Origin of the sequence: Hyphomicrobium sp., from assembly GCF_035548195.1 — a bacterium.
Taxonomy (GTDB): domain Bacteria; phylum Pseudomonadota; class Alphaproteobacteria; order Rhizobiales; family Hyphomicrobiaceae; genus Hyphomicrobium_B.
The window spans coordinates 138,560-164,289 of record NZ_DASZTY010000025.1 but is presented as its reverse complement, the minus strand read 5'-3'; the positions used below and the strand labels follow the sequence as shown (position 1 = coordinate 164,289).

Below are 25,730 nucleotides of genomic sequence, written 5' to 3'. Positions count from 1 at the left end.
ACGCGCATTGCGTCAAGAACGACGTCGCGGGCGCGCGGGTCATCCTGCCTATGACCTCATGCGCCACGCAACACTGCATCGCATGCTGAAAAACGAGCGCGCTGCATTCGCAACGTTTCTACTGCATGGAGAAAACTTGCAGACCCAACGCAGGTAACGTTGCGAGCCGACGCGCCGATCACCGATCGCGGCGCGTACCGAGGCCCATCTTCTTCGCAAGCTGCGATCGGGCGTTGGCGTAATTCGGCGCGACCATGGGATAATCAGGGGGTAAGCCCCACTTCTCGCGGTATTCTTCCGGCGACAAGTTGTAGTGCGTCCGCAGGTGCCGCTTCAGTGATTTGAACTTCTTTCCATCTTCGAGACAGATCAAATAATCCGGCATCACGGATTTCTTGACGGCAATTTTCGGCTTCGCTTCTTCGCGCTCCTGCGGCACGGCGCGGCCGGCCGCCCGGCTCAGCGCGGCATGCGTTTCGGCGATCAGTCCCGGCAAGTCGCTCGATGCGATCGAATTGTTACTGACATAAGCCGCTACGATCGTAGCCGTGATCGTTACGAGCTCGGGCTGGGCTGGACTGTCCATCTTAGTATCTTCCGCTTCTTCTATCGAACCGGCTCCGTGATCAGGCAAAGGAGAGGAGTAGTGCCGCTCAACCAAGCATCAGGCGCTTAAGTCTTAGCCATATTTCGTAATTGTCTAAGTACGCGTGGAAATAAACTCGCTTTCACTTCGAAAATCTTTGACTACAGGTGTTCTTCATTGTCAATCGCCTACTCCTACCACTTGGGGACATCACTAATTCTTGTCGCTGCACCAACTCGATTGTGGCGTTACTCCGTTTGGATCGCGCGTTGACGTGGACGCCCGAGCGGTCAAGAACCTTGCTCCGGCGGCTCGGTTTTCGGCCGCCGCAGAAAGGTTACCCAAGCCCATGACCGCGCCGAAAGATTCCGCCTCGACCGCTCGTCAGTCAGCCCTCGTGAAACAAGACGCTGCTTTGCCATCACCGCCCGTTGCGCGGCGCGAACCGATCGTCGCCACACATCACAGTGTGCAACTGACCGACGATTACGCGTGGCTAAGGGCGGAAAACTGGCAGGAGGTGATGCGAGACCCGGCGGCGCTGGCAATCGACATACGCAATCATCTTGAAGCTGAAAACGCCTACACCGAAGCGATGCTCGGCGACACGCAACCGCTGCAGGAGACGCTGTTTCAGGAGATGAAAGCGCGGCTCAAAGAGGATGACCGTCAGGTGCCGCTTCCGGACGGCCCTTACGAATACTTTCCGCGCTTCGTAAAAGGCGGACAATACTTCCAGCTCTGCCGCATTCCGCGGGGCGGATCTGTCGACGACGCACAGGTGCTGCTTGACGGAAACGCCGAAGCCGAGGGCAAAAAGTATTGGGATCTCGGTAATGCCGCACATTCAAACGATCATGCGCTCCTCGCCTATGCGACGGATGATAAGGGTTCCGAGCTTTACACGATCCGCATTCGCGATCTTGCGACCGGAAAAAACCTTGCCGACGAAATCTCCGATACGCGCGGCGGCATTCAGTGGGCGAACGACAACAAAACGCTGTTCTACATCAAGGTCGATGAACATCAGCGTCCCCTGTTCGTCTATCGTCATGTGGTCGGCACGCCAGCGCATGAAGACGTGCTCGTCTACGAGGAAAAGGATTCCGGTTTCTTTGTTAGCCTGTCGGGAACGCAATCGCAGAAGTTCATTCTCATCGATATTCACGATCACGAGACGAGCGAAGTCTGGCTGATCGATGCCGACGTGCCGCGCGCGTTGCCTCAGATCGTCGCCCGCCGCCGTGTCGGGCACCAGTATGACGTGGAGCATTACGGATCACATCTCGTCATCACGACAAACTCGGACGGGGCAGAGGATTTCCGCATCGTGACGGCGCCGGTCGCCGCACCGAACGAAGCAAACTGGCGCGAGATCGTTCCGCACAAGTCAGGGCGCCTGATCATCGACGTCAACGTGCTCGCTGGCTACATGGCACGCCTGGAGCGTGAGGACAGCCTGCCACGCATCGTCGTCACGCCCTTGAAGCAGAATGAGGCTGGGAACATTCTCGATCGATCGGGCGAGCATACGATCGCGTTCGACGAGGAAGCCTATGCGCTCGGACTGAGTTCCGGCTACGAGTTCGATACCACATCCATTCGTTTCACCTACTCGTCGATGACGACGCCTGCCGAAACCTACGATTACGACATGGCGACGCGCGAACGCACGTTGCGCAAGCGGCAGGAAGTGCCGAGCGGACACAACCCTGGGGACTACGTGACGCGCCGGCTCCTCGCCCTCGCCGAAGACGGCGAGCGCGTCCCTGTCACGCTGCTTTACAAGAAGACGACACCGATTGACGGCTCCGCGCCGCTCTTTCTCTATGGCTACGGGGCCTACGGCATCTCGACGCCTGCCTCGTTCTCGACGGCGCGTTTATCGCTCGTCGATCGCGGTTTCATCTTCGCGATCGCGCACGTCCGCGGCGGCAAGGATAAGGGCTTCCGCTGGTACACGGACGGCAAGAAGGAAAAAAAGAAAAACACGTTCACCGATTTCGTCGCCGCCGGCGAGCATCTGATAGCGGAAGGCTTCACGCAACGCAGGCGCATCGTCGCGAACGGTGGTTCTGCAGGCGGCATGCTAATGGGCGCCATTGCGAACATGGCACCGGATCTCTTCCTCGGCATCATTGCCGATGTGCCGTTCGTCGATGTCCTGAACACGATGCTCGACAAGGATCTGCCACTGACGCCACCCGAATGGCCGGAATGGGGCAATCCGCTCACGAGCAAAGCGGACTTCGACTATATCCTCAGCTACTCGCCATACGAAAACGTCGAAGCAAAACCTTACCCGCACATCCTGGCGCTCGCCGGCCTGACCGACCCGCGCGTGACATACTGGGAACCTGCGAAATGGATCGCGAAGCTGCGCGCGCTCAGTACCAGCGATAATCTCGTGCTGTTGAAAACCAACATGGGCGCCGGTCACGGCGGCGCCTCGGGCCGCTTTGATGGACTGAAAGATACGGCTCTCAACTACGCGTTCGCATTGAAGGTCGCGGGATTAGGGTGATCTAGGGGCGTCGCGGAGGCGCAAGCCGCACGCGACGTCGATAAGCAACGCCAACGTCGTGGCGGCGGCGCCGATAGCGAAGAGAAGCTCGTAGTTTTCCCCAGTGTGCGCGAATACAAAGGAAAGCCCATAGGCGGCGGCTGCCTGAAATAACGCAAAGATAACCGTTGCCGTGCTCCAGGCGGTCTTCTGCTCCGCAGCCTGGTACGGCAGCAGCTCGTGAATGCGTCCCAGAACCAAAGCCACCGTACCGGTCAACGAACCGCCAACAATAATACTTGAAAGAAGCAATAGCGGCTTTGTCACGAGGTTGAATCCCGGAATTGCGAGTGCCGCGATCTGCAATAGGAATACCGCGCGCAATGCCGGACCGAACCCGATGCGATCGGCGATATGGCCCGCGAAAATCGGCCCTAGCGTGGCGCTGATCCCGAAGGCAACCCAAAACTCCGCCCCGACTTGGACGCCCTGATGAAGTCCCCGCGCAACGAAGTCGACGAGAAAGATCATATGTGGAATCCACGCGACCGCGTTTAACCCGTATTCGATATAAAGGGCTCGCAACACGAACGACGGCCGCGCCTCAACATGCGCCTCAGCTGAGGCCGGAAGAGCGGGCGAGCCGCTTGGCCATCCGCCCCAGGCAACCACGGTGAGTGCGAGAGAAAGCACGCCTAGACTTAACCAGGTCTCCTGCAGACCGGCTTTCAGAAGAAATGGAATGAGTGTGCCCGACGCAGCGGCGCCGATTCCCACACCCATGAAAATTAAACCGCTTGCGAGCCCGCGGCGCGCCGCCGGGATGTGCGCGAGGACCGTCGGGGCGGCAAGCACCATCATCACGCCGCCAGCCAAACCTGCTGCAAATCGCCAGACGAAAAACCAGGGAAAGCTCAACGGAAAGCCGCAAGCAAAGAACGATGCCGTCGCAAGCAGCATCATTGTCCGCAATAGGAAGACAACCGAGAGACGGGCGGAAACGGGGCGGCCGAGCAAAGCGCCCGCGAGATATCCCGCGAGGTTCGCGGCGCCGAGATAAGCGCCAGCCGATGGCGAGAACCAGTGAGCTTGGACGATGGCGGGCAAAAGGGGCGTGTATGCGAAGCGCGCCAGCCCGATCCCGATCAGCCCCGTGCAGAATGCGCCGATAATCGCGCGAGCGACATTCGTTGCTCGTGGTTCCAGAACCTCTACGCGCGCCATCGGGTATCCTTGTTTATCTCGATGAACGATACATCAGATCCCGACGGCGCCGAAACGACAGCTCTTGAATAGCTCCTCTGCGTGCGGATGGGTTGATCCGGCCAAGCTGTCGCAGAGAAACGCTCACCGTCCCGTGCGGCAAGACTGTATGAACCTCTGCCCCAAAAACAAAAAAGGCCCGCGGATCGCGGGCCTTTCGTTTCTAGAAAGCAGCGCTAGGCTGCAACCGTGCCGAAGGTAGGCGGTTTCGTAGCCTCCTCGAGTGCCATGTCGGATTTGAGTGCGATACCGATATACCGGACTCTGCCGGCGACCTTCTCCTTTTTCACGCCAAGCTCGGCGAATTCACGCGCGAAGCTGGGCAGTGCTGCTGGTTCCTTGTTCTTGGCATCACACCAAGAGCAATAGTCCTCATAGAGTTCAGTAGCCGTTACACTTGATCCGTCCCGGACCTCGACATTCTCCTTGTAGAAACGCTCCGTGTTTGTTTCGGGCGCAAGACGCCGAACGGGCGCCGCGAAACGGGCTTCCGCAACCTTGGGCTCGGCCTGATGCACGTCTTGACGCGCGGGCTGAGCTTCGATTGCCGGCACCTTGGCAACCTGCGTCTCGAGAGGAATCTCGATCGACCGGTTGTCGTTGGCGCCTGAACGCGGCTTGCTTGTCTGAACGGTGACCGGCGTAAGCACCGGAGCCGCCACCGCTGCCGCAGCGGTGTTGCCATCCGCCGGCGCCAATTCCGGCGCGGCAGGCATTTGACGGTCATAGAGCCGCCACTGACTGAATGCGACGTACATGCCGAATCCAGAACCGATCTCGAGCAGCAAGGCCACGAACAACGTCAAGGCCATCTGCACATTCTCGATCTTGATATTCGGGAAGAACGCCGCCGCAAGCTCGGTCAGAACCTTGGCTTGCGGATCTGCTTCCGACAACGCAGGCGTGCCTTCGGCCGCCTTGATCTTAGCGCTGATCGACGCGATGCGCGCATCGGCCTCTTTCGCGGAGCTGGCAGCTGCAAGCTCGGCAGTCAGCCCGAAATAATGCTGACAAAATTCCCGGCTCGCTTTTCGCGTCGCATCCGTGCAGCCCTTGGTCGACGACCAGGCTCGCTGCGTCTTGGCGCCTTCGATCTCGCTCTGCACCGTCTCATACGGTCGGTGTTGCGGAATCCAAGCTGCCTGTTCTTCGGCCCGCTTCAGGTCCACTCTCAGGTCTTTATATGCCTGAGCTTCCTGCGCGCGGTGTCCGGTCGAATCGAAGCGGTTCAACGCTGCGTGACCGAGCGCTGACGTCATCGAGTAGGTCGTGACGACCACCCAGACCAGCGCCGACGCAGCCGCCTGCGACCAAACCTTGTTTCGAACTGCGGCGAAGAAGAAAAACGGTACCAGTGCTTTTAGACAGTCCGCAGCAGCGGACGCTGCCCCGTAGATTTGGCCGTCCAGCTCGGTTCGTCCGAGACTGAAGCCAAAACGCCAGTTCATGGCCGCGGATACTGCTAACAGCACCCCTGCGGCTAGAACCCCCAACACGCCTAAAACGTGTCTCATCGTGTGCCCTCTCCTGTGAGGGCCGGTTTTCAGTGACGCAAAACGAGAGACCGGCCATTTCGGCTTGTGGCTGCGCACCTGAGGGAGATGGCGGCCAATGCTCCGGAACGCACAACGGGCCTGGATGCGATAGCCATCCCCTTTCATCCGGCCGTGAGCTCCAATGTCATCCCCATGACACCGGCAGACGAGCGAAAAGGGACACCGCGCAACCACGCGAGCCAAGAGCCTCCAGCCAGCGCGTCGAGTTGAAGACACCACCCACAACCGGCTTCGCCGCTCGAATCCGGTGGATGACTTTTCCTCAGGTCGACGCGAGGTTGGAAAACGTAAACGCGAATTAAACTCCCCTCGCTGCCAGGGGTAACTGAGTCGATCCGGGATGTGAATCGAATTGATAGCAGAATCAAAATTCTAGGATTGCGGCGTGGCCGCCACAGGCGAGCTTGCCGGTCTTGTGCACAGTGCCGCCGCGGCAGTTGATAACCGCCCGTTTTCAAGAGCTTTTGCACCGCTCGTCCAAAGCGTGACCAACAAGCCGATTGCTTTCCGAAACTTTGACATAACGCGAGCAAATCACGGCATTTGTGACAACGATGCACCAATGTGGCGTGCCGAGATTCCGCTTACCCCCAAGAAGAATTTGGGGCATTCTTATAGGCGGCGCGGATGATTGAAGGCCCGCGCGACGGCACGTCTTCGAGCGGCGTCCGAGGCCACCGTGGCCGCTCGTGATGAAAAGGTCGAAGCCCTCAAAATCCCTCAGCTCGATCTTGAGTTTGCACGTCGCGGAGTTTGTGGAGTTCGAGTCATGCAGCGGTTTGGCGGCTTGCTGTTGTTGCTCATGAGTACGGCAGCACTGGGCACGTATCTCATCCTACCTCCTCAGCCCGATGATGACGCCGACCTTGCGGAGGTCACGCGCATCTCGATCGCTCCGTATCATCCGGAACGCACGACCAACATCGTCCGAACATTCACGCCTGCGTCACCCGCCCCCGCCCCGGCAGAGAAGAGCGGCCGAAACGCAAATACCGCGTCACACGAGACACCCGATCCGTCGGTTGCCTGGACGACCGTCGTGACGGCAGATCGATCACGCGCTGCCGTTTTGCGCTCGTCGAAACCCGGCGACTCCGCCACGCGCTATGAACTCGCGCGCGACCTGCAGCGCGGGCTGAAACGCGCGGGCTGCTACGGCGGTCCCATTACGGGCGTCTGGAGCGCTTCGACCAAACAAGCCATGTCGGTATTTCTTGATCGTGCCAACGCAACCCTGCCGATAAAGGCGCCGGACTTCATCCTCCTAAGCCTCGTGCAAAACCACAGCGAAATTTCGTGCACGGCCGATTGTCCATCGGGACAGTCGAGAGATACGGCGGGAAGATGCGTTCCGAGCGCAGTGCTCGCTCAGACATCGACGCCACCACAGCAGTCTGAAACAAACCCTGTGAGCGATGTGAAATCCCGCAATTCTCAATCGCGCGTCGCAGTCGTTTCGGAGCGGTTGCCTTGGCTCGATCACAACGGCCGCTCGATCGTGACGCCGCCTCAGGTGCCGCGAGCGGCCCCGCCGCCCGGAATGATGTCGATCGGCGGCCCGGCGGTTGCCTCGGCGCAACCCGCGGCGAGCGAGCATGACAACGGCGCGCCCCTCAACGGCGCGTCCGGATCGGTTGCCGATCCGAACACGGACGTTGCCGCGCTGACGTCCGAAGACGAAGTATCGGATGATGCCGCTCCCGATACGCTAGAGGTCGCACCGGCGGCGAAGCGCAGCTACACGCGACACAGCCGCAGTTGGCGAGACCGGCCACGTCGCTATGGCTATGCGGGAAAGCACCGCCGTGGTGATCCGCGCCCAGGGACGATGCGCTACAATCTCGTACAAGCGCTCGGCGGCATCTACTGAGAGTGCAACGACGCGTGCGGGTTACGTCCCCAGTTCCGTCCCTGCGCAGACCCACGCCAGATAAGTCTCGCTGCCGCCCGTAACGGGAATCACGAGGATCGCAGGCGTTTCATACGGATGATTGGCGAGAATATGCGCGACGGCACGCTCAGCGCCCTCGGCAGCAAGCTTTGCGATCATCACTGCCTCGTCGGACGTTTCCGTCTCGCCTTTCCAGACGTAGACTGATGTCATGCCCGCGAGCACGTTGATACACCCGGCAATCCGCTGCTCAACCATGCCTCGCCCCACCGCCAACGCCGTTTCGCGGTTGGGGAAGGTCGCATAAATCATGACTGCACGAGCGTCTGGCGCAGCGCGCCCCTGTCCTTTATCAGGCTTTGGGGGCTTGTTGTTTTCCGGCACTTGAGCGAGCCTCCCTGCCCGGTAGCCCTGCCCCAGTTGCAAAGCCATCCATGCCCAAAGAAAAAAACAAATTCGAACGCATCGCTTTCATTGCCAGCGATGTGCCTGAGGCGATCGAGGCGCGGGATGCGCTGATCAAACGCTACGGCGAAACCGATCCGGCGAAGGCCGACGCCATCGTGGCGCTCGGCGGCGACGGCCTGATGTTGCAGACGTTGCACCGATTTATCAATGACAAGATCCCGATCTACGGCATGAACCGCGGATCTGTCGGGTTTCTGATGAACGATTACAGCCCCGACAATCTCAAGGAGCGCCTCTCGGCGGCCGAGATCAGCCGTATCCATCCGCTGTCGATGATCGCAACCGACAGCGCCGGCAAGGCGCACAAGAGCCTTGCGATCAACGACGTGTCGCTCTTCCGCCAGCGCTATCAGGCTGCAAAGTTGCAGGTCGCGATCGATGGCAAGGTCCGCCTCGAAGAACTCATCTGCGATGGCATTCTTGTCGCCACGCCCGCGGGCTCGACGGCCTATAATCTGTCTGTTCATGGACCGATCCTGCCGATCAAAGCGGCGCTTCTCGCCGTGACCCCGATCAGTCCATTCCGGCCGCGGCGCTGGCGGGGCGCGCTCGTCCCCAACAAGGCGCACGTCGCGATTACGGTACTCGAAGCCGAGAAGCGGCCGGTCAGCGCTGCCGCCGATCATTTCGAGACGCGCGACGTCGTCAAGGTCGAGGTCGAGCAGGCGCGCGCCATTGACCTTTATATGATGTTCGACCGCAATCACGGCCTGGAAGAACGCGTGCTGGCCGAACAATTTAGATTTTAAGGGCGCGTAGCGCGCCGGCTTTCCGCAGGGCTTTCCGCAGGGAGAACCGCAACGCGCAGATTGACTATATCCCCGAAGGAATCGGCAGACACTCCATCACCTCGATCCGATCGCCGGGAAAAATCGTGAAGTGCGGATGTCCGAGAAACAATTTCGCCGCCGCTTCCTGTGACTCGGCCTGCACGACCGTCCACGCCCCGAGGTCGTTGCGCACATCGGAGACGCCGCTTTTATCGATGCGTTTCGTCTTGCCGAGCGGAGCCCCCATTTCAACAATTGCGTTCTTGTGCGTCTCGACCCATTTGTGCCAAGCCGCGATGCCCCGATTTTCTCGATCGTCGCGCTCGCCGTCGGGCAGCGCCTTCCACGCGTCCATCGCTTCAGGCTTACCCAGAAAAACCGCAAGGTACTTTTTCATATCGGCGCTCCGAAGAGTTTCATCCATCTGTCTATATCCTGAAGACGAACGGAGCGCGGGCGTTCCGACAGCGTTTAGATGTTTTTTGCTCGGAGGGATTTATCGGTGCGATGCGCGCCCGCGACCAACGAACCCGCGCCAAAAACCGACTGGCCTTCCCAACCGGCGCGGGGAAGCGCAAGCAGGAAGGCCATGATTTGGTTTCGTGTACCCCTGCCCGCCCGTCGAGCGGTGCTGATCCCGCGAAGGCGCGGCGTGGGCACGCATATCGGTAAAATAGCGCGAAACGTATTAACGATCCGTTAAGACCTTCAGACGGCAGCTCTTATGCCGGCCAACTCGTAATCAGCTTATCGATATCGGGACGATCGCGTTCTTCAGGCTTCTCCATCGGCCGCCCGATATAGATGAACCCCGCAATCCGCTCACTCTCCTTGAGACCAAGCGCCTGGCGAACGGTTTCGCTGTAGGCAATCCATTCCGTGATCCAAGATGTGCCGAAGCCGAGGGCATTCGCGGCAAGGCACGTGTTGAAGCAGACGGCGGCAGCCGACAAAATCTGCTCCCATTCCGGGGCACCGGGGCGCGGCTTGATCGAAGAGACGACCGCGACAACAAGCGGCGCGCGCAAAAACCGTGTGCGCTCGGTTTCGAGTCGAACCGGCGACGGCGGCTGACGGTCCTCCTTTTCACAGGCCTTCGCGAAAATTTCCCCCATACTTTTTCTGGCGTCGCCCTCGAAGACGATAAAGCGCCACGGCGCCAGCTTTTTATGATCCGGAACGCGCGCGCCGACAGTCAAGATCCGCCGCAATTCCTCAGGCGTCGGTCCGGGCTCCGCGAGCCGATCCGGCTTGACCGAGCGCCTTGCCGCAAGAAATTCAAAAATCGAGGTATTCATGTCTTGTTCCGTTTCGTTCTAGTCGCCGTCTCGCTATCGCAGGCGGGCGCCTGTTACAATTGGAATCGGGATAAAGACGGCGTGAGGGGGACGATGCGTCCGAGGCTTTTACAATTTGCCGCGGCATTAGCGGCAATCGTCGGCATTGTCTGCAATGCCACGTCCGCCATGTCGGACGATGCGCCAACGGCCATGCTGATCGTCGACTCGTCGGGTTCGATGTGGGCTCGTCTTCCACCGAACAACAAGGCTAAGATCGATATCGTCCGCGACAAGCTCGCGGCGTTGCTTCAGACGCCATCGCAGACACGCGTCGGGTTGGTTGCATTCGGGCATCGCCGCCGCGGAGATTGCAACGACGTCCAGCTGATCGCATCGCCCGACAGTCCGCGCGACGCGCTGATCGGCCCCATCGCGAAACTCAACCCGAGAGGTCCGGGGCCGGTCACGGCCGCGTTGAAGATTGCAATCGATACAATCGATACAGCGCGGCCGGCTCAGATCGTCATCGTCGGTGACGGCGCCGACAACTGCCAGCAGGACACGTGCGCCGTCGCGACCGATTTCGCCAAAACCGCGCCCGGCGTCGCGATCCAAGTCATCGGTATCGGCATTCCGGCGTCCGACCGGCCGCGGATCGCGTGTGCCGCGCAGGCAACCGGCGGCCACTATTACGACGTGGCGGACGAGAACGGGCTCAACGCCGCACTCGATGAAGCGACGAAGCTTGCAATCCTGTCGCCAGGCGCGCGAAGTACGCCGAGCGCCGCTGCAAAAAGCAAAGAGCCGGTCGCCCCGCCACCGCCGTCAGGCGCGACACTCAGAGTTTCGGCAAGTCTTGCGAAGGGCGGCGCGCTTCTGAAAGCGCCCTTGCGCTGGCGCATCTTCAAAGCGGGTGAGAAAACGGCTGCGGGGCAGACGACGGGCCCGGATATCAGCGCCAAGCTTCTACCCGGCAGTTATGACATCGAGGCCGAGCTCGGATCCATCATGGCACGCCAACAAATTACCGTTGCCAACGGCACGGCGGAAAGTATCGTCCTGCCTCTCGATGCCGCGCACCTCAGGGTCAACGTCTCGGCTGCAAAAGGCGGTGCGCCCTCGCCGACTGCAACGCTAACAGTCGCTTCCGGGAATGCGCCCGTCGCCATCGCGCGCAACGGCGGCGCCGATCTTTATCTTCCCCCCGCGGACTATACCGTCACCGCGGAAGATGGCATTGCGCGTGCATCGCAAACCGTCACGCTCGCAGCCGGTGACGACACACCGGTCGATATCGCGCTCGGCAGCGGGCGAGTCGAACTCTCGGCCACGAACGGCGTCGCAAACGGCAAGCCAGGGGATCAGGCAAACGGCCTCGTCGACGACGTCATCTATACGATCTTTGAAGACGATCCGGAGAGCCCGGACGGACGGCGCGAGGTCGCGCGCTCCCACGCCGCTGAAGCGACCTTCACTCTGCCGTCGGGCACGTACTACGTCAGCGCCCGGTCCGGAGCAGCTGAGGTTCGGGAGCGGATCGGCGTCGGAATCGGAGAGACGGTAAAAAAGATGCTTGTCCTCGCGGTGGCACATTTGGAGCTTTCGGCGGTCGTCGCCGGCGCCCCCGCTACCGAGGAGCAAGGTGTCGTTTTCCGCGTCGACAGGATCGATGCCAACAAGGAGCGCGTTGCGCGCGCCGTGGGTCCGAAGGCGGCCTTTAGTCTGCCACCAGGACGCTATAGGATCACCGCGTCACTCGCCGCCTCGCCGCTATTGGCTGTACAAGAGGTTACGCTCGAAGCGGGAAAAACGGCAACAACAACGCTTAAGATCGACGGTGGATTCGTTCGCTTCAAACCACCGAGCACGGTCGCATACGCCAGTGACGCGTATTGGGAAGTGCTCAACGCCAAGGGCGTTCCGGTGTGGCGAAAAACCGGGACGGATGCGAAGGCGCTGCTTGCACCCGGCCATTACAAAGTCCGCTTCGACGCACAGAGCAAGAAGCGGGAAACCGAGTTCGATGTGCGTGCGGGAGAAACGAAAGAGGTTGAGATCGGCCAGGGATGAATCAATCTGCGACATCGTTGATCTCTCAGTCCGCTCCGGCGGACATGCTGACGCGTCTCAGGCGGGTTTTGACCCGCGCACGCGTTTCGCTGATCGCCGCTGCCTTATCGTTCATGGCTGTCGCGCCGTCATATGCGGCCGAGCCCGTTCCTGACGGCCCCCCCAGCGGACCGCTCAACATCCATATTCCGCCGCATAAGCCGACGTCCAAAAATACAACTGTGATCGAGCGCGGTGGAAAGGCGGGGCTTGCATCGCTCCGGCTGGTCGCGCTTTTGACCGGCGATGGCCAGCAGATCGATCAGGGTTTGGTCTGGCGCGTATTTCGGACGTTAGGGCCGAATGCCAAAGCCAAACTCGTGCTTGAGTCGCATGAAGCGACGCCCCTCGTGAAGTTGCCCGCCGGAGAATATACGATCAACGCAGCCTTCGGGCGGGCCAACCTGACACGCAAAATTAACATGAAGGTTGGCGGGCCGCCGTATGAGGCATTCATTTTAAACGCCGGAGGACTGCGCCTTTCCGCCATGATCCAAGGCAAACCTGCACCGCCGGGCGCCGTGACATACTCCATCTTTGCCGACGATCACGATCAATTCGACAGCCGGTCGATGGTGATTGGCGGCGCCAAGCCGAACCTGATCATTCGCTTGAATTCCGGCATCTACAGGATCGTCTCGCAGTACGGCGACGCCAACGCCAAGATCGAGTCGGACGTCACGGTCGAAGCCGGCAAACTCACTGAAACGACTGTCACCCATACCGGCGGCAAAGCCACGTTCAAGCTGGTCACGCGATCAGGAGGCGAAGCCATGCCGGACACCCGTTGGACAATCCAGACGGAAGACGGCGAGATGGTCAAGGAAAGCGTCGGAGCGCTGCCGACCCACGTTTTGGCCCCCGGAAAATACGTCGTCACGGCGTCTTCTGGCGGACACCTTTTCAAAAACCATTTCGATATCAAGGATGGTGACGTCAAAAACGTCGAGGTGCTGATGACCACCGCCGCTCCAGAGAGCGATCTGTCGGGGGCAACTGATGTCGCGCCGTTGCGCAACAGTTCGGCGATCGCAGGCCCGGGCGGCGCGCCGCTCGATTTCAAAAATCAGTAAGCACCCAATCGGTCGGGCAGCCGTTTTCCCGCATACGCTTTTCGACGCGGGCATGCTCTTCCGTCTGGCCGCTGGCGAGGAATGCCCCGCGCGCAAGGTGCCACTGCTCGCAAGCACTGGAGAGATCACCCGATACATAGGCCGCCTCCGCAAGCTCCATCCGGACGGCGGCATGTGTGGCTTCAGGTCCGTGGAGCGCCGCGCAGCCTGCCGCGGAACGCAATGCGGACATGCGTGCATCTTCGTCGCCGTTGCGCTGATGGGCACGCGCAAGAGCGAGATAGAGATCGGCGAGCGCCGTTTGGTCGTCGGCCGCCAGCGCCGCTTCGACGCGTTTACTCAGAAGCTCGATGTCGTCTTCCGCCGAAAGCGCCGAATATGCGGACGCCATCGTATTTTTTGCGCGCGCTGACCGTCTGATGAGCCACCCCCGAAACAGCAGGATTGCGAGCGTTGCAATGACCGCGACAGGAATTGCAAAAACCAGACCTTGTGGCAGCGTTTTGATGATCGTCAGCTCGTTCACGACGCCCGTCTCGCCTATGAAGTCTGCCACGCCAGTTCAGCGCATCGGCATCGCGTACATAAGTCCGCCCTTGGTCCAAAGATTGTTAAGCCCGCGGTCGAGCTTCAGAGGCGACCCTTCACCGAGGTTGCGGTCAAAGATTTCGCCGTAGTTCCCGACTTGCCTGACAATCTGGTACGCCCAATCGCGCGGCAGCCCGAGCGGCGCGCCGAGATCGGATTCGAGACCGAGAAACCGGCGCACCTCGTGCACCGGCGACGCTTTCATCGTATCGACGTTGCTGCTGTTGATACCCAATTCTTCGGCTGCGACGAGAGCCATGAACGTCCAACGCACGACCGCAAACCATGCATCGTGTCCGATTTTGACGGCGGGCCCGAGCGGTTCCTTGTTGATGTACTCCGGCAGCAACATATGATCTGCACCGTTCGGTAGACGGCTGCGTTCATAGGCCAGCAGCGAGACGTCGCCGGTCAATACCGTGCAACCGCCGTTCGCATAGGTTTTGACGAGTTCGTCCCAACGATCGGACGTGATGAGCTGATAGCGCATTTTGCGCGAACCGAAATAATCGGAGATCGCCGTTTCATCGATCGATCCCGGCAGGACACAAATCGAAGCGCCGGAAAGTTCAAGAACACTCGATATCGAGTGATTGCGTGGCACAATGAAACCCTGGCCGTCATAATAGAGGACGGCCGCGAACCGAGCCCCAAGCTCCGTATCGCGAGTCAGCGTCCAGGGAGTCGCACCCATCAGAACGTCGATTTCGTCGTCCTGCAGCGCCTTGAATTTCTCGCTCGGCATCAAGCTCAGAAACTTGACCTTGTCCTTGTCGCCCAATACGGCTGCCGCGAGAGCGGAGCAAAATTCCGTGTCGAGCCCGCTCCAGGCACCGCTACCGCTGATTTCGCTGAAGCCCGGGGCATGGTCGCTAACGCCACAAACGACCTGACCGCGCTTGCGTATGGCGTCGAGGACGCTTTCATCGCTCCAGGCAGGAGCGCCGAGTCCGGCAATCGTCGATCCGACCGCGACGACAAGCGCCACGCACTTTAAAACAAGTCTCATCTGCACTCTTCCGGCGGGCGCCTCAATGAGCTTCTTAGTGAATCGTCGCGAAGAGACGAAGGTGGCAGCCCGCGCCTCATTGCCTTATTTGGCCGGACATACGGGAGCACACACATCCCGCGCCAAGACGCGACGGTCAAGGCCTTGACCTCGTTCGAAACTTGCGCCACGAGGTCCAAACGCGCCCCGGAGACGTTAAAATGGCAAATAAAAACGAACGTTCGAAGGGAGCGTTACGGCCGGAAACAAAGGTCGTGCACCTCGGCCGCGACCCATTCGAACACCATGGGTTCGTCAACCCGCCCGTCTATCGCGGCTCGACGGTTCTTTATGAGACGCTCGATGCCATACAGTCGAGAAAACAGCCCTATACCTACGGGCGCCGTGCGACACCGACAACACGCGCCCTGGAAGATGCCATTACCGATTTGGAAGGCGGTTCAGCGACGATCCTGACGTCATCGGGACTTGGCGCCGTATCGACGGCCTTCCTCGCCTTCGCCTCAACGGGCGACCACATTCTGGTAACCGATAGTGCATATCAGCCAGGCCGCGTATTCGCCGACAAAATGCTGAAGCGGTTCGGCATCGAAACGACCTACTACGATCCCGCCCTCGGCGCAGACATCGCGAAACTCTTTCGCCCGAACACCCGGTTCATTCTCGTTGAATGCCCGGGCTCGCAGACGTTCGAGATGCAGGACATTCCGGCGATCGCGGCGGCGGCACACCAGCACGATATCTTCGTTCTTGCCGACAACACATGGGCGACGCCGCTTTATTGCAAGCCGCTGACGCTCGGCGCCGATGTTTCGATCCAGGCCGCGACCAAGTACATCGTCGGCCATGCCGACGCGATGCTCGGCGCAGTGACGGCAAACGCACGCGCAGCACGGTTACTCGACAATGCCAAAGAAGCACTCGGCACGTGCCCAGGATCGGAAGAAACCTATCTTGGACTCCGAGGCCTGCGGACGCTCGACGTTCGGCTTGAGCGCCACCAGAAATCGGCGCTAGCGGTGGCGCAGTGGCTGTCCGCACGGCCGGAAGTCGATCGCGTTCTCTATCCGCCATTGCCGAGCGATCCGGGACACGCGATATGGAAGCGCGACTTCACCGGCGCCAGCGGATTGTTTACTGCGGTGCTGAAACCAACCTCAGAAAAAGCACTCGCAGCCTTCCTCGACGGGCTCGCGCTTTTCGGCATGGGGTATTCGTGGGGCGGTTACGAGAGCCTCGTTATTCCGTTCGATCCGACGAGCTACCGGACGGCAACGAAATGGACAGGGCCTGGCCCGGCGCTCCGCTTCCACATCGGGCTTGAGGCCACTGAAGATCTGATCCGCGATCTCGATGCAGGATTTGCCCGACTGAAAGCCGCTTGATGCACGGCGGCCCATCCGAGGTGAACAGCACTTATTGCAAGCCGAGAGACCGCAAGATGAGGTCTCCGACGCTGTTGCCGGAATAGCGCGGACGACCGTAGTCCCGCGTCAGACCCATCGGAGCGTCATAGCTCCGCCTGCTTCTCGATCTTTTGCTGCTCACATCCGAACTGAGGCGGACGCGTCTGAGCGCGGACGTGTCGACGGCAGCCAAGTGGTCCTTTCCCACGTCGATCCTGTTCCACTGGCCCGCCAGCGCCAGCGTGATACGCTGCTGATGTCCATAAAAATCGCGAAAATACTGCGGCTTGCCATCCGCTCCAACCCAGACCGTAAAATAACCGACATGAACGGGAAGCGGCGTTTCGAGCGCAATCTCGTTATCCTTGGGCCCCCTGCGCACCAGCGTTTTGACATCAGGAGCATCTGCACCGCGGTCGATGTCGAAAATATCCTGAGCGAGAACCTGAGGATTGCGAACCCGCACGCAGCCGTGACTGAACAAACGGACTCGCTCGTTGAAGAGGTAACGCGACGGCGTATCGTGCAAGTAAACCGAGTGTTTGTTGGGGAACAGAAACTTCACCAGCCCCAGCGCGTTGTCGTCACCGGCTGGCTGATAGAACGTATATTCACTTAGGTTGGCTCGCCCCCAATTTACGCGCGTACTATCGACGGTGTGCCCATTGCGCATGACGACGTAACCCTGACGTTCAATCGACCGGCCCGACAGAAGCGCCGTCAACTTGATCGAATCCGGAAGGTTCCATTCCGGCCTGAGCACGATCGTTTTCATATTTTTTGAAAAGATGGGCGTTTGCTTCTCGGCGGTACCGACCACGACCCGGTCTTCGAATAGGGCCCTCCCGTCGCGCACGAGCCTGATTGAAAAAGCAGGGACGTTGACAAGGATATAAGTCGATCCGAGTGAGCGCGGCATCCAGCGCCATTCTTCCATGTTGGCGATGACCGCCGCAATTCGGACTGCATTTTTCTCAGGCCCGTCAGCCGCAAGAACCGCGCGTGTCTGAGGTCCAACGAACCCGTCGGCCGGTATCGACGAAGAGATTTGAAATTTCTTGACGGCATCGACGAGGGCTTGATCGAAAACCGCTTCCGCACCGGAAGCCGACACAACCCCGAAACGCTTTTTGAGAACGGCGACTTCCTGACTCTTGGAGCCGCGCTGCAACAAAGGCCCCCGGCGAGCAATCTGCTGTTCGAGGGGAACAGTATTTTTTCTGCCCCGCAGCTTTGCAAGTAGCTCCTTGAGCTTCAAGAACTGCTCGTGAGAGGGATTAAATCCCCGCAGGATCGCATCCGGCTCCTGACTTTGCGAAATCTGCGCCAGGATATCTTCAGCGCTTGAAAGTTCGGGCTGACGGTCGAGGTAGGAAGATAGGAGCTTATCGGGTTCCGGAATTCGTCCACCTTCCGCTTCGTGTGCGTAACGGAGAACGGCGGCGGTTATCGTCAACTCGGTAGTGGCGGCTTCGTCGGCGGGCCATTTTCCCAGCCTGCCCGTCTGGCCATCGAGCGACACGTCGAAATCCGAGGACCTCAATCCCCAATCGTCTGCGCGACGGAGTTCGCCGACGACTCGCTCGGCGGCCCTAGTGGGTCCGTCTTCGGCGATCCATAGCGGACGGCATTCGCGGCCTGTATAGAACGCCACCACCGCGTCGCGATCCTGTGCGTCAAACGACATCGCCGCTTCGGCATCGAGCTTTGCGCAGATTGCTGCGGCCTGAGAATTAGTCGCCTCCTCCCCAACCGCTATCGATGGAACGGTCAGTGGCCACATCATCACCATCATCAGCTGCCAGATTGAGAGAGTCGCGCGGCGGGGCGTGATGGATGTCATGATACGAACTCACTGCATGCAATTACGATCGGCGCTCCGCACGGTAATTATTTTTCGCGACACGGCTATACCGTGAGCCACAAACTCCCGCCGGTGGTTAAGCGTCCGTAACTCTCTCGTCGTAAGATCGCTTCAATGAAGATGCGTTTTGCCGACTCGGGACCGAACCAATGACTGCCCAGTGGAGAACATCGAGGAGTTTGGATGGCGATCCCGGCAGGGCTCGAACCTGCAACCTTCGGAGTCGAATTCCGACGCTCTATCCATTGAACTACGGGACCGCAGCGCGACGAGTCGCACGCCTCATTATCACCGAGACACCATCCCGTTGTCGATCCAAATCGCAGCGCCTGCTTGGCTCCGCCAACACCCAGGCGCTCCCCCTCCGTTTCAACGGCGAAGCATTCAATTTACGGAAATTTTCACGCGACCTGAGGGGAACTCGGGAGTTCGCCACGCGTTCGGTGCAGTTGGGGAGTTAGCGTATCCGTTTTATTCAGGGGGAGAATGCAGCCTCAATGACCTACGTCGATCGTCCGCTCGGAAACAGCGATGCCCTTCGGTTCCGAGCCTATTTTCCGCGCGCCCGGACCCGGATAGCACAAGCCGAACGGTGGGGCGCGCGATCGCTCCTCGGCATGATTTCTGTTATCGCCTATCTGTCGCGCGAGCGCGGGCCGACATCGTCAGCCTCGCTGTTAGCCTATGAATTTCTCGCTGCGACTGGGTCCGTTCTTTACGAATCCTGGGATGAGGATGCCCATCATCGCGGTCGCCAAGGGCTTGTTTGCGAGCGCGGTTGCCTTCGCCGCATGACCGATAACCTGCGTCTCAAAGCCGCCGACGAGATCCGCATTCACCAAGAAATATTTGGTCGGCAGTTTCGCCGCTACCATAGGGCGCGCGTTTGAGCGCGCCACTATTCGGCGTTTATCACTAAAGGAACCAACCAGCCTCGTTGCTGCGCTACGCGAAGCCGAGCCCTCCCGCAAAATCGGCATCCGCGATTTCCAAACGCCCGCCGGTTTCGCTTCGACGCTTTGTCAAGCGCCGTAAACTCCTTATCGGCCGTGCCGTGCGCGCCTTTCGGATATTCCGCCAGATATTTCGAATGTGAAACGCTCGCGCCGGCCCAGACGTTTCACCGCGAGTTGGCCCTTTTCGAACCGGCGAAGGTACGTCTCCGTTCCCATTTTCTTCGGAACTCTCCATGCATCGAGGAGTTTGCCGAGCCTGACGCAGAAAGCCGGACGACGGACGCGCGCGAGGTCCGGTCCGCGGAAGAGGTTCACTCACAGGAGAAAAAAATGAAACTTAAAGTTCTCGTTGCGACAGCCGCAGCACCCATATTGGCGACTGTTGCGTATGCTCAGACGCCGCCAGCACCGACGACGCCGTCGACCACGCCGTCTGCTGCGGCACCCGCTCCGGCCACGACGTCAACAACCGATGCAGCATCGGCGCCGCAATGGTACGCGCATCAGCAGGGCGAGTGGCGAACGAGTAAGCTTGTCGGATCGAAGGTGAAGAATAACGCCGGTGATACGATTGGCGACATCAACGAAATCATTCTTGCCAATGACGGGTCTGCGGCTGCAGCCGTCATCGGTGTCGGCGGCTTCCTCGGGATGGGTGAGCATCAGGTTGCCGTGCAGTTTAAGTCGCTCAAGATCGACCGCGACTCGAATGGCAATGATGTCGTTAAACTTGATACGACCAAGGATGCGCTGAAGGCCGCTCCGGAATGGACGTGGCAGAGCAGCTAGTTTTCAGCGGATACGCCAAAAGCGGCTATTTTAAAATGAATGAATGGAGGCAGCAGATGCAGCCTGAAACAACCATGTTGGAAACGAGCAAGGTTCCTGGGACGCCCGTCTTCGGTCGGGCCCAGGAAGAGATTGGCGAAGTGGATGACCTTATCGTCGATACCGTAACGGGCAAGGTGCGATACGCCATTTTGAGTTTCGGAGGCTTCCTGGGTCTAGGGAAAAGCAACTATGTGATCCCTTGGACGTCGCTCAAATGGGATCCGAATCTCAATGGCTACGTCACGGGCGTCACCGAGGAACAGCTAAAGATGTCCCCCGATCTTGATCCTCTTTCACTCCGCGACCGCGAGCTGGAGCAACGTCTGCACGCCGCATATGGAGCACCGAACTATTGGGAGCTGGAGGCCACGCGAAGCTAAATCGCGCCCTGCGCAAACGAGAGAAGGCGCCTGCGATTTCTACGCCGGCGCCTTTGTCATTCAATATGGATAGTGTTCAGATTTCGGTCGGGTCGTTTTCGAATTTATTAGTAGGTCGTGGCGATTCACTTTCCTGATCGGCGTCCACTCCGCTGCCGCACCGATGGCATCCTGTTTCGCGCCTTCAGCAATGTGCTTTTGATCGGAACCAAGCCCGCAACTGATCGGTTTCCCTTCATGGAAACGTTAAACGAAAAAGGAGACATCCCATGAAGGTCTGGAAAGCCGCAGCCGCAACGATCGCATTAATGGCGGCCGGGTCCGTGGGCGCCTTCGCAGCCGACAATTACGAGAACTCAAACATTCAGCAAAAGCCGCCGGCAATGCAACCGGCAACGCCTGCACCCGCAAACGAGGGTTCGAGCACCGGCGAGACCGGTGTGAATTCCCCGGCCGGCATCCCTGCTGATCCGAACACCAATCAAAATGTCCAGCCCGGCATGTCGACCGGAACACCGAACGATCCGGCAGCCGGATCGAATCCTGGTGCGCGCGTTCCAACATCGCCCCCAGGAACAGGTTCATCGAGCCCGAGCCCATAACGAGACAGGTTCTCAGTATGAAGAAGGGTTCCGAGCGAAAGCTCGGAACCCTTTTTATTAGGCCTACTACTCCCTCACCCCTCGTATTCGCAGGCACGATACCGCCGCCACCAATATGCGCTGCCGGTTCGGACTGCCCTGCGATAGAGCCAGCCGCAGTCATCGCCGGCATATCCGTCGTCATAGTATCCGTAATCGTAATCGTAGAGATACGGCGCACCAATGATAACCCGACGGCCGCGATGATGATGGTGCCGACCGTGATGCCGTCCTCCACCATTCCATCCTTTAACCGGACCTCGGCGTGCAAATCCCCGATTGCCACGCGATATGCGGCCGGAGTTGAAATGTCGTCCAGCATTGAAGTTCTCTCTGCCGAACGTTGACGGGCCGCCGCGAAAGGCGCGGCTAGCGCCCATGTTGCGTCCGACGTGACCGCCGCCGAAGTGGGCTCCGCCGCCTCCGATGTGGCCGCCGCCGAACCCCGCGCCTCCCATGTTTCGCGCTTCAGCGAGCGAACCGCCGAGCGCAAGGAGCAACACCGCTCCCGATGCAATGAAGATATTTCTGTTCATTGAACAACTCCCAGCTGACTTGGCGTTGTATCGACGCCACTGCTTGATCAACCGCAAAGTTCCGCCGCGCGTTCCTATAAGTGCCGCGAATGCGTCCGTGCCGGAACAAGCCACCGTCCGCATGCGTTCAAGTATCTGTCCTTTACAATCCTTCGAGCGCAAAATGACCACGCCCGTTTCCGACGCGGAACGAAGTCCGGCCGTCGGACAGAGCAAACCGCGCCTTTTCAAAATTCTTGGGCCTGGATTGATCACCGGCGCTTCGGATGACGATCCAAGCGGCATCGCAACTTACTCTCAGGCCGGCGCCGCTTTTGGGTTCACCCTGTCGTGGACGTTGGTCCTATGCTACCCCCTGATGGCGGCGGTACAGGAGATAAGCGCACGTATAGGCCGCACGACCGGCAAAGGCCTCGCCGGCAACATCATTCCGCATTATCCCGCGCCGCTCGTCTTCACTCTCGTCGCGCTGCTCTTTTCCGCGAACATCATCAATATCGGCGCCAACCTTGGAGCGATGGGGGATGCTGTCCGTCTCCTCATCGGTGGCCCACAGCTCGTCTACGTCATAGCGTTCGGCATCCTCTGCACGCTAATGGAAATCTTCATGAAATACACGCGCTACGTCGCCGTTCTCAAATGGCTGACGCTCGCGCTCTTTTCCTACATCGCGACGCTTTTCATCGTTCACGTGCCCTGGAACGAAGTTGCGAAAGGTCTTTTCATTCCTCGCCTCTCGGCCGACCATAATTACTGGGAAACCATCGTCGCGATCTTCGGCACCACCATCAGTCCTTATCTTTTTTTTTGGCAAGCCTCTCAGGAAGTCGAAGACATCCATGAGATCCCGCGGCGTGAGCCGCTTTTGAAGCAGCCACGCCAGGCGCCGAATGCCGAGGAGCGGATCAGGCTCGACACGCTCGTCGGCATGGCCTTCTCCAACATCGTCGCGCTTTCGATCATCACCACGGTGGCTGCGACGCTTCATTCGTCCGGCGTTACGAATATAGAAAGCTCGGCGCAAGCGGCAGAGGCGCTAAAGCCGATTGGCGGTTCGCTAGCCTTCGCGTTATTCGCGCTCGGGATCATCGGTACGGGTCTGCTATCGATTCCGGTGCTGGCGGGGTCGGCTGCCTACGCACTCGGCGAAGCCTTGAAATGCCGGGTCGGATTATCGCTGGAGCCAATGGAAGGGAGGGCGTTCTACGGCATGATCGCTTTGGCGACTTTAATCGGCATCGCGATCAATTTTTCGGGAGTTAATCCAATCAAGGCTCTCTACTACAGTGCCGTCATCAATGGTCTGGTGGCCGTACCGATCATCGCCATCATGATGCTCATATCTTCCGACGAAAAGATCATGGGCCGGTTCAAGATCGGAGGCTGGCTTCTCTACCTCGGCTGGACAACCGCAGCGGTTATGGGACTTGCAGGAGCGGCGATGCTCCTCGATCTTGTCTAATTGCCACGAATTTGAATTAAGTCCTCTCAGCTGTCCTCATTTATATCTGTGCTGTCCAGCAGACCATAATCCTGCGATTTCATAGTCTTCGCACCATCCACTTCGGTAACGACGCTTTGCAGCCCAGCCTTCAGCAACTGCCGGATAGCGGCAGCCCTGCTTGGCATGCGGTGGCGAAATCGCCAGTCATCGACAGCCTGAAGCTCATCGTCGTTGAGCATGATCTGCAGGCGCGTCTCGCGCATCAAACCATTCATTCCCCACTCTCCGCCACTGTCATAAAATGCATCAATTACTCATTCGACACACAAACGCCGTATGCTGTAAAATGTTCCCATAGAGTCCGGTTGGCACTGTTGGGGCTTCGCGGATTTTCAAATCTGCGTTTGTCATGCACGGTGCCGGTATTCAGTTGCGTGGATCGTTCAATGTTTTCCGGCTACAATGTCTTCGCTCCAGAGGATCTCGATCTTGCCGAAAGCATTCTCGACGAGGTTTGGCAGTCGTTTCCCGAGGCAGCGCGAGAGGGTCCACGGGCCAAGCTGTTACGTGAGCAACTCGCTCGGCAAGTGCTCGCGGCAATGACCAAGGACCACGCCGACCGCAAAGCTTTGAAAGCAGCCCTGATGTCTGCGGACGTGGTCACGGATTGGTCGTGGCGATGCGACGACACCCCCTTATCGGGAACCCGCGGCGGCCTTTGATCGTTCAATAGTCAGACGGGCGTAACAACGCCTGTTAGGCGCCGAAAGGTGCTGGGCCGTTCGGGAGCCTTTACGACTCCCCGGCGGCTTTTTTATTGTCCGATTATTTCTCGTGTTGGCGGGATTTGCGGCGCCCGTTAAGGTCGCCCGACAGAGCGGCAGGATCGCATCGAGATGGCCCGCAAGCAGCTTTCCGAATATCGCGCCAAGCGCGACTTCACCAAGACCGCGGAGCCGAGCGGAGCGGAGGCGATCCGCCCGGCGAAACATTTGCGCTTCGTCATTCAAAAGCACGATGCGACGCGGCTGCATTACGATCTTCGCCTTGAACTCGACGGCGTTTTTAAATCGTGGGCCGTCACCAAAGGTCCTTCGCTCGATCCGAAGGACAAACGGCTTGCCGTCGAGGTCGAAGATCATCCGCTCGATTACGGCGACTTCGAAGGAACGATCCCCAAGGGCCAGTATGGCGGCGGGACGGTCATGATTTGGGACCGCGGCTACTGGGCTCCGCTGGGAGATACCAGCGCCGAAGAGCAGTTGCGCAATGGCGAACTGAAATTCGTTCTCGTCGGCGACAAGCTCGAAGGAAGTTGGGTCCTTGTCCGGCTCAAAAACGATCGCATGGGAAATAAGCGGACAAATTGGCTGCTGATCAAGCATCGCGATCAAGTGGCAACGCCAGGAGAAGGTGACAGAGTTTTATCGAAGGATCGCTCGGTCGCCTCCAAGCGCACGATGACGCAAATTGCGGAGGGACGCGGAAAGGGCCCCGCGCCCTTCATGCTCAAGCGCAATTCGGTGGCGAAACCTGACGCCGTGTGGCAATCCAACCGAAGTGAAACGACCGCTGAGACGGATGAAAAAAACGATCCACCTCTGCGGCGCATCCCGGTTCGCAAGACAAGGAAAAACACGAAGACGAAGAAGAAAATGGGGGCTTCCGATGCCGGGGGAAACACCGTGTTCGGCATCGCCATCTCCAATCCAGATAAAGAAATGTGGCCCGCAGCCGATCACGCAGCTGTCAGCAAGATCGATCTTGCGCATTATCTGCAAGAGGTCGGGCCGTGGATGATCGAACACATCAAGGGCCGTCCCTGCTCCGTCATTCGGGCGCCGGACGGCATCGACGGCGAGAAGTTCTTCCAGCGCCATGCAATGCGAGGCATGTCGACCGAAATCGACCTTGTCCGGATTTCCGGCGATCGCGAACCCTACATCGAAGTGAACAGCGTCGAGGGTCTCATTGCGCTCGGGCAAATCGCAGCTCTCGAGTTTCACCCGTGGAATTGCGAGCCGCTGCATCCTGACTTGCCGGGCAGGCTCGTCTTCGATCTCGATCCGGCACCCGACGTCGAATTTTCAAGCGTCGTGGACGCCGCCGTAGAGTTGCGCCAACGCCTCGAGGACCTTGGGCTTGTTGCGTTCTGCAAGACGACCGGCGGTAAAGGGCTTCACGTCGTGACGCCTTTGAAACCACGCCGTGGCGATGGCATCGGCTGGAAAGAGGCCAAGACGTTTGCCGGCGCGCTCTGCCAGCAGATGGCGAATGACAATCCGCGCGCCTATCTCATTAAAATGACGAAGAAGCTGCGCAAGGGGCGCATTTTCCTCGATTACCTGCGCAACGATCGCATGGCGACCGCCGTTGCGCCCCTATCGCCGCGGGCGCGACCCGGCGCGACCGTCTCGATGCCGCTGACGTGGAGCCAAGTCCGCAAGGACCTCGATCCGAAGCGTTTCACCATTCATACGGTGCCTGATCTCATGAAGAAGTCGAAAGCGTGGGACAATTACTGCGATTCCGAACGGCCGCTCCGCTCCGCGATCAAGGCACTGATCGGACAATGA

Annotated in this window: 24 protein-coding genes and 1 tRNA gene; 13 read left to right on the top strand and 12 right to left on the bottom strand. The window is 59.3% G+C overall.

The genetic code is table 11. The features are described from left to right. Positions 1-178: 178 nt before the first annotated feature. Positions 179-586, bottom strand: coding sequence for a MucR family transcriptional regulator (locus tag VHB22_RS10370; RefSeq protein ID WP_325456895.1), 408 nt, complete (start codon positions 584-586; stop codon positions 179-181). A 349-nt stretch (positions 587-935) separates the two neighbouring features. Here VHB22_RS10370 and VHB22_RS10365 point away from each other — a divergent pair, with 349 nt between their 5' ends. Beyond that, positions 936-3,110, top strand: a complete 2,175-nt coding sequence (locus VHB22_RS10365; protein ID WP_325456894.1) for a S9 family peptidase — start codon at positions 936-938, stop codon at positions 3,108-3,110. Here the strand turns inward: VHB22_RS10365 and VHB22_RS10360 are convergent. Continuing rightward, entirely contained in the window at positions 3,102-4,313 is a 1,212-nt protein-coding gene (locus VHB22_RS10360) for a YbfB/YjiJ family MFS transporter (RefSeq protein ID WP_325456893.1), read from the bottom strand. The genes VHB22_RS10365 and VHB22_RS10360 overlap by 9 nt on opposite strands. 215 nt (positions 4,314-4,528) lie before the next feature. After that, a complete protein-coding gene (locus tag VHB22_RS10355) occupies positions 4,529-5,866 on the bottom strand; it encodes a hypothetical protein (RefSeq protein WP_325456892.1) in 1,338 nt (445 codons plus the stop codon). A 721-nt stretch (positions 5,867-6,587) separates the two neighbouring features. Here VHB22_RS10355 and VHB22_RS10350 point away from each other — a divergent pair. Continuing rightward, positions 6,588-7,778: a peptidoglycan-binding domain-containing protein gene (locus tag VHB22_RS10350; RefSeq protein ID WP_325456891.1), complete on the top strand. Its 1,191-nt coding sequence runs from the start codon at positions 6,588-6,590 to the stop codon at positions 7,776-7,778. Between the two features lie 21 nt (positions 7,779-7,799). Here the strand turns inward: VHB22_RS10350 and cutA are convergent, their stop codons facing one another. Further along, the gene (gene cutA, locus VHB22_RS10345) at positions 7,800-8,231 is read right to left on the bottom strand and encodes a divalent-cation tolerance protein CutA (protein ID WP_325456890.1); all 432 of its coding nucleotides are present in this window, start codon (positions 8,229-8,231) and stop codon (positions 7,800-7,802) included. Between the two features lie 2 nt (positions 8,232-8,233). Between cutA and VHB22_RS10340 the strand changes: the two genes are divergently transcribed. Beyond that, positions 8,234-9,016, top strand: coding sequence for an NAD kinase (locus VHB22_RS10340; RefSeq protein ID WP_325456889.1), 783 nt, complete (start codon positions 8,234-8,236; stop codon positions 9,014-9,016). Positions 9,017-9,080: 64 nt separating this feature from the next. On the opposite strand, the gene VHB22_RS10335 is transcribed toward VHB22_RS10340, so the two are convergent. Next, positions 9,081-9,461 (bottom strand): hypothetical protein, encoded by a 381-nt coding sequence (locus tag VHB22_RS10335; protein WP_325456888.1) that lies wholly within the window; start codon positions 9,459-9,461, stop codon positions 9,081-9,083. A 298-nt stretch (positions 9,462-9,759) separates the two neighbouring features. Beyond that, positions 9,760-10,335 (bottom strand): nitroreductase, encoded by a 576-nt coding sequence (locus VHB22_RS10330; protein ID WP_325456887.1) that lies wholly within the window; start codon positions 10,333-10,335, stop codon positions 9,760-9,762. A 93-nt stretch (positions 10,336-10,428) separates the two neighbouring features. Between VHB22_RS10330 and VHB22_RS10325 the strand changes: the two genes are divergently transcribed. Both VHB22_RS10325 and VHB22_RS10320 read left to right on the top strand, forming a co-directional pair. Further along, entirely contained in the window at positions 10,429-12,387 is a 1,959-nt protein-coding gene (locus VHB22_RS10325) for a vWA domain-containing protein (protein ID WP_325456886.1), read from the top strand. Continuing rightward, positions 12,384-13,499: a hypothetical protein gene (locus VHB22_RS10320; RefSeq protein ID WP_325456885.1), complete on the top strand. Its 1,116-nt coding sequence runs from the start codon at positions 12,384-12,386 to the stop codon at positions 13,497-13,499. The genes VHB22_RS10325 and VHB22_RS10320 overlap by 4 nt, the downstream gene beginning before the upstream one ends. Here VHB22_RS10320 and VHB22_RS10315 read toward each other — a convergent pair. Both VHB22_RS10315 and VHB22_RS10310 read right to left on the bottom strand, forming a co-directional pair. Beyond that, positions 13,486-14,055, bottom strand: coding sequence for a hypothetical protein (locus VHB22_RS10315; protein WP_325456884.1), 570 nt, complete (start codon positions 14,053-14,055; stop codon positions 13,486-13,488). The genes VHB22_RS10320 and VHB22_RS10315 overlap by 14 nt on opposite strands. A gap of 6 nt (positions 14,056-14,061) precedes the next feature. Continuing rightward, the gene (locus VHB22_RS10310; protein ID WP_325456883.1) at positions 14,062-15,096 is read right to left on the bottom strand and encodes an amino acid ABC transporter substrate-binding protein; all 1,035 of its coding nucleotides are present in this window, start codon (positions 15,094-15,096) and stop codon (positions 14,062-14,064) included. A gap of 200 nt (positions 15,097-15,296) precedes the next feature. Here VHB22_RS10310 and metC point away from each other — a divergent pair, with 200 nt between their 5' ends. Further along, the gene (gene metC, locus VHB22_RS10305; protein ID WP_325456882.1) at positions 15,297-16,481 is read left to right on the top strand and encodes a cystathionine beta-lyase; all 1,185 of its coding nucleotides are present in this window, start codon (positions 15,297-15,299) and stop codon (positions 16,479-16,481) included. 31 nt (positions 16,482-16,512) lie between these two features. On the opposite strand, the gene VHB22_RS10300 is transcribed toward metC, so the two are convergent. Both VHB22_RS10300 and VHB22_RS10295 read right to left on the bottom strand, forming a co-directional pair. Then, complete coding sequence (locus VHB22_RS10300) at positions 16,513-18,345, bottom strand: L,D-transpeptidase family protein (protein ID WP_325456881.1); 1,833 nt, start codon at positions 18,343-18,345, stop codon at positions 16,513-16,515. A gap of 205 nt (positions 18,346-18,550) precedes the next feature. Continuing rightward, positions 18,551-18,626: transfer RNA gene (locus VHB22_RS10295), tRNA-Arg, on the bottom strand. Positions 18,627-18,863: 237 nt separating this feature from the next. Here VHB22_RS10295 and VHB22_RS10290 point away from each other — a divergent pair. From VHB22_RS10290 to VHB22_RS10275, 4 genes are all read left to right on the top strand, one after another. Continuing rightward, complete coding sequence (locus tag VHB22_RS10290; RefSeq protein ID WP_325456880.1) at positions 18,864-19,256, top strand: hypothetical protein; 393 nt, start codon at positions 18,864-18,866, stop codon at positions 19,254-19,256. A gap of 396 nt (positions 19,257-19,652) precedes the next feature. After that, complete coding sequence (locus tag VHB22_RS10285; protein ID WP_325456879.1) at positions 19,653-20,111, top strand: PRC-barrel domain-containing protein; 459 nt, start codon at positions 19,653-19,655, stop codon at positions 20,109-20,111. A gap of 56 nt (positions 20,112-20,167) precedes the next feature. Next, positions 20,168-20,533 (top strand): PRC-barrel domain-containing protein, encoded by a 366-nt coding sequence (locus tag VHB22_RS10280; RefSeq protein WP_325456878.1) that lies wholly within the window; start codon positions 20,168-20,170, stop codon positions 20,531-20,533. Between the two features lie 269 nt (positions 20,534-20,802). Beyond that, entirely contained in the window at positions 20,803-21,135 is a 333-nt protein-coding gene (locus VHB22_RS10275) for a hypothetical protein (protein WP_325456877.1), read from the top strand. Positions 21,136-21,209: 74 nt separating this feature from the next. On the opposite strand, the gene VHB22_RS10270 is transcribed toward VHB22_RS10275, so the two are convergent. Beyond that, positions 21,210-21,710: a hypothetical protein gene (locus tag VHB22_RS10270; RefSeq protein WP_325456876.1), complete on the bottom strand. Its 501-nt coding sequence runs from the start codon at positions 21,708-21,710 to the stop codon at positions 21,210-21,212. 163 nt (positions 21,711-21,873) lie between these two features. On the opposite strand from VHB22_RS10270, the gene VHB22_RS10265 reads away from it, so the two are divergent. Then, positions 21,874-23,172 (top strand): divalent metal cation transporter, encoded by a 1,299-nt coding sequence (locus VHB22_RS10265; protein WP_325456875.1) that lies wholly within the window; start codon positions 21,874-21,876, stop codon positions 23,170-23,172. 26 nt (positions 23,173-23,198) lie between these two features. Here the strand turns inward: VHB22_RS10265 and VHB22_RS10260 are convergent, their stop codons facing one another. Beyond that, positions 23,199-23,429: a hypothetical protein gene (locus VHB22_RS10260; protein WP_325456874.1), complete on the bottom strand. Its 231-nt coding sequence runs from the start codon at positions 23,427-23,429 to the stop codon at positions 23,199-23,201. A gap of 171 nt (positions 23,430-23,600) precedes the next feature. Here VHB22_RS10260 and VHB22_RS10255 point away from each other — a divergent pair, with 171 nt between their 5' ends. Then, positions 23,601-23,876 (top strand): hypothetical protein, encoded by a 276-nt coding sequence (locus VHB22_RS10255; RefSeq protein WP_325456873.1) that lies wholly within the window; start codon positions 23,601-23,603, stop codon positions 23,874-23,876. Positions 23,877-24,050: 174 nt separating this feature from the next. Next, positions 24,051-25,730 (top strand): non-homologous end-joining DNA ligase, encoded by a 1,680-nt coding sequence (ligD, locus tag VHB22_RS10250; RefSeq protein WP_325456872.1) that lies wholly within the window; start codon positions 24,051-24,053, stop codon positions 25,728-25,730.

Excerpts from the sequence above, each read along its gene's own strand:
- VHB22_RS10370 (WP_325456895.1), bottom strand. The coding sequence starts at position 586 with ATGGACAGTCCAGCCCAGCCCGAGCTCGTAACGATCACGGCTACGATC.
- VHB22_RS10365 (WP_325456894.1), top strand. The coding sequence starts at position 936 with ATGACCGCGCCGAAAGATTCCGCCTCGACCGCTCGTCAGTCAGCCCTC.
- VHB22_RS10360 (WP_325456893.1), bottom strand. The coding sequence starts at position 4,313 with ATGGCGCGCGTAGAGGTTCTGGAACCACGAGCAACGAATGTCGCTCGC.
- VHB22_RS10355 (WP_325456892.1), bottom strand. The coding sequence starts at position 5,866 with ATGAGACACGTTTTAGGCGTGTTGGGGGTTCTAGCCGCAGGGGTGCTG.
- cutA (WP_325456890.1), bottom strand. The coding sequence starts at position 8,231 with ATGGCTTTGCAACTGGGGCAGGGCTACCGGGCAGGGAGGCTCGCTCAA.
- VHB22_RS10340 (WP_325456889.1), top strand. The coding sequence starts at position 8,234 with ATGCCCAAAGAAAAAAACAAATTCGAACGCATCGCTTTCATTGCCAGC.
- VHB22_RS10335 (WP_325456888.1), bottom strand. The coding sequence starts at position 9,461 with ATGGATGAAACTCTTCGGAGCGCCGATATGAAAAAGTACCTTGCGGTT.
- VHB22_RS10330 (WP_325456887.1), bottom strand. The coding sequence starts at position 10,335 with ATGAATACCTCGATTTTTGAATTTCTTGCGGCAAGGCGCTCGGTCAAG.
- VHB22_RS10325 (WP_325456886.1), top strand. The coding sequence starts at position 10,429 with ATGCGTCCGAGGCTTTTACAATTTGCCGCGGCATTAGCGGCAATCGTC.
- VHB22_RS10320 (WP_325456885.1), top strand. The coding sequence starts at position 12,384 with ATGAATCAATCTGCGACATCGTTGATCTCTCAGTCCGCTCCGGCGGAC.
- VHB22_RS10310 (WP_325456883.1), bottom strand. The coding sequence starts at position 15,096 with ATGAGACTTGTTTTAAAGTGCGTGGCGCTTGTCGTCGCGGTCGGATCG.
- metC (WP_325456882.1), top strand. The coding sequence starts at position 15,297 with ATGGCAAATAAAAACGAACGTTCGAAGGGAGCGTTACGGCCGGAAACA.
- VHB22_RS10300 (WP_325456881.1), bottom strand. The coding sequence starts at position 18,345 with ATGACATCCATCACGCCCCGCCGCGCGACTCTCTCAATCTGGCAGCTG.
- VHB22_RS10290 (WP_325456880.1), top strand. The coding sequence starts at position 18,864 with ATGACCTACGTCGATCGTCCGCTCGGAAACAGCGATGCCCTTCGGTTC.
- VHB22_RS10285 (WP_325456879.1), top strand. The coding sequence starts at position 19,653 with ATGAAACTTAAAGTTCTCGTTGCGACAGCCGCAGCACCCATATTGGCG.
- VHB22_RS10280 (WP_325456878.1), top strand. The coding sequence starts at position 20,168 with ATGCAGCCTGAAACAACCATGTTGGAAACGAGCAAGGTTCCTGGGACG.
- VHB22_RS10275 (WP_325456877.1), top strand. The coding sequence starts at position 20,803 with ATGAAGGTCTGGAAAGCCGCAGCCGCAACGATCGCATTAATGGCGGCC.
- VHB22_RS10270 (WP_325456876.1), bottom strand. The coding sequence starts at position 21,710 with ATGAACAGAAATATCTTCATTGCATCGGGAGCGGTGTTGCTCCTTGCG.
- VHB22_RS10265 (WP_325456875.1), top strand. The coding sequence starts at position 21,874 with ATGACCACGCCCGTTTCCGACGCGGAACGAAGTCCGGCCGTCGGACAG.
- VHB22_RS10260 (WP_325456874.1), bottom strand. The coding sequence starts at position 23,429 with ATGAATGGTTTGATGCGCGAGACGCGCCTGCAGATCATGCTCAACGAC.
- VHB22_RS10255 (WP_325456873.1), top strand. The coding sequence starts at position 23,601 with ATGTTTTCCGGCTACAATGTCTTCGCTCCAGAGGATCTCGATCTTGCC.
- ligD (WP_325456872.1), top strand. The coding sequence starts at position 24,051 with ATGGCCCGCAAGCAGCTTTCCGAATATCGCGCCAAGCGCGACTTCACC.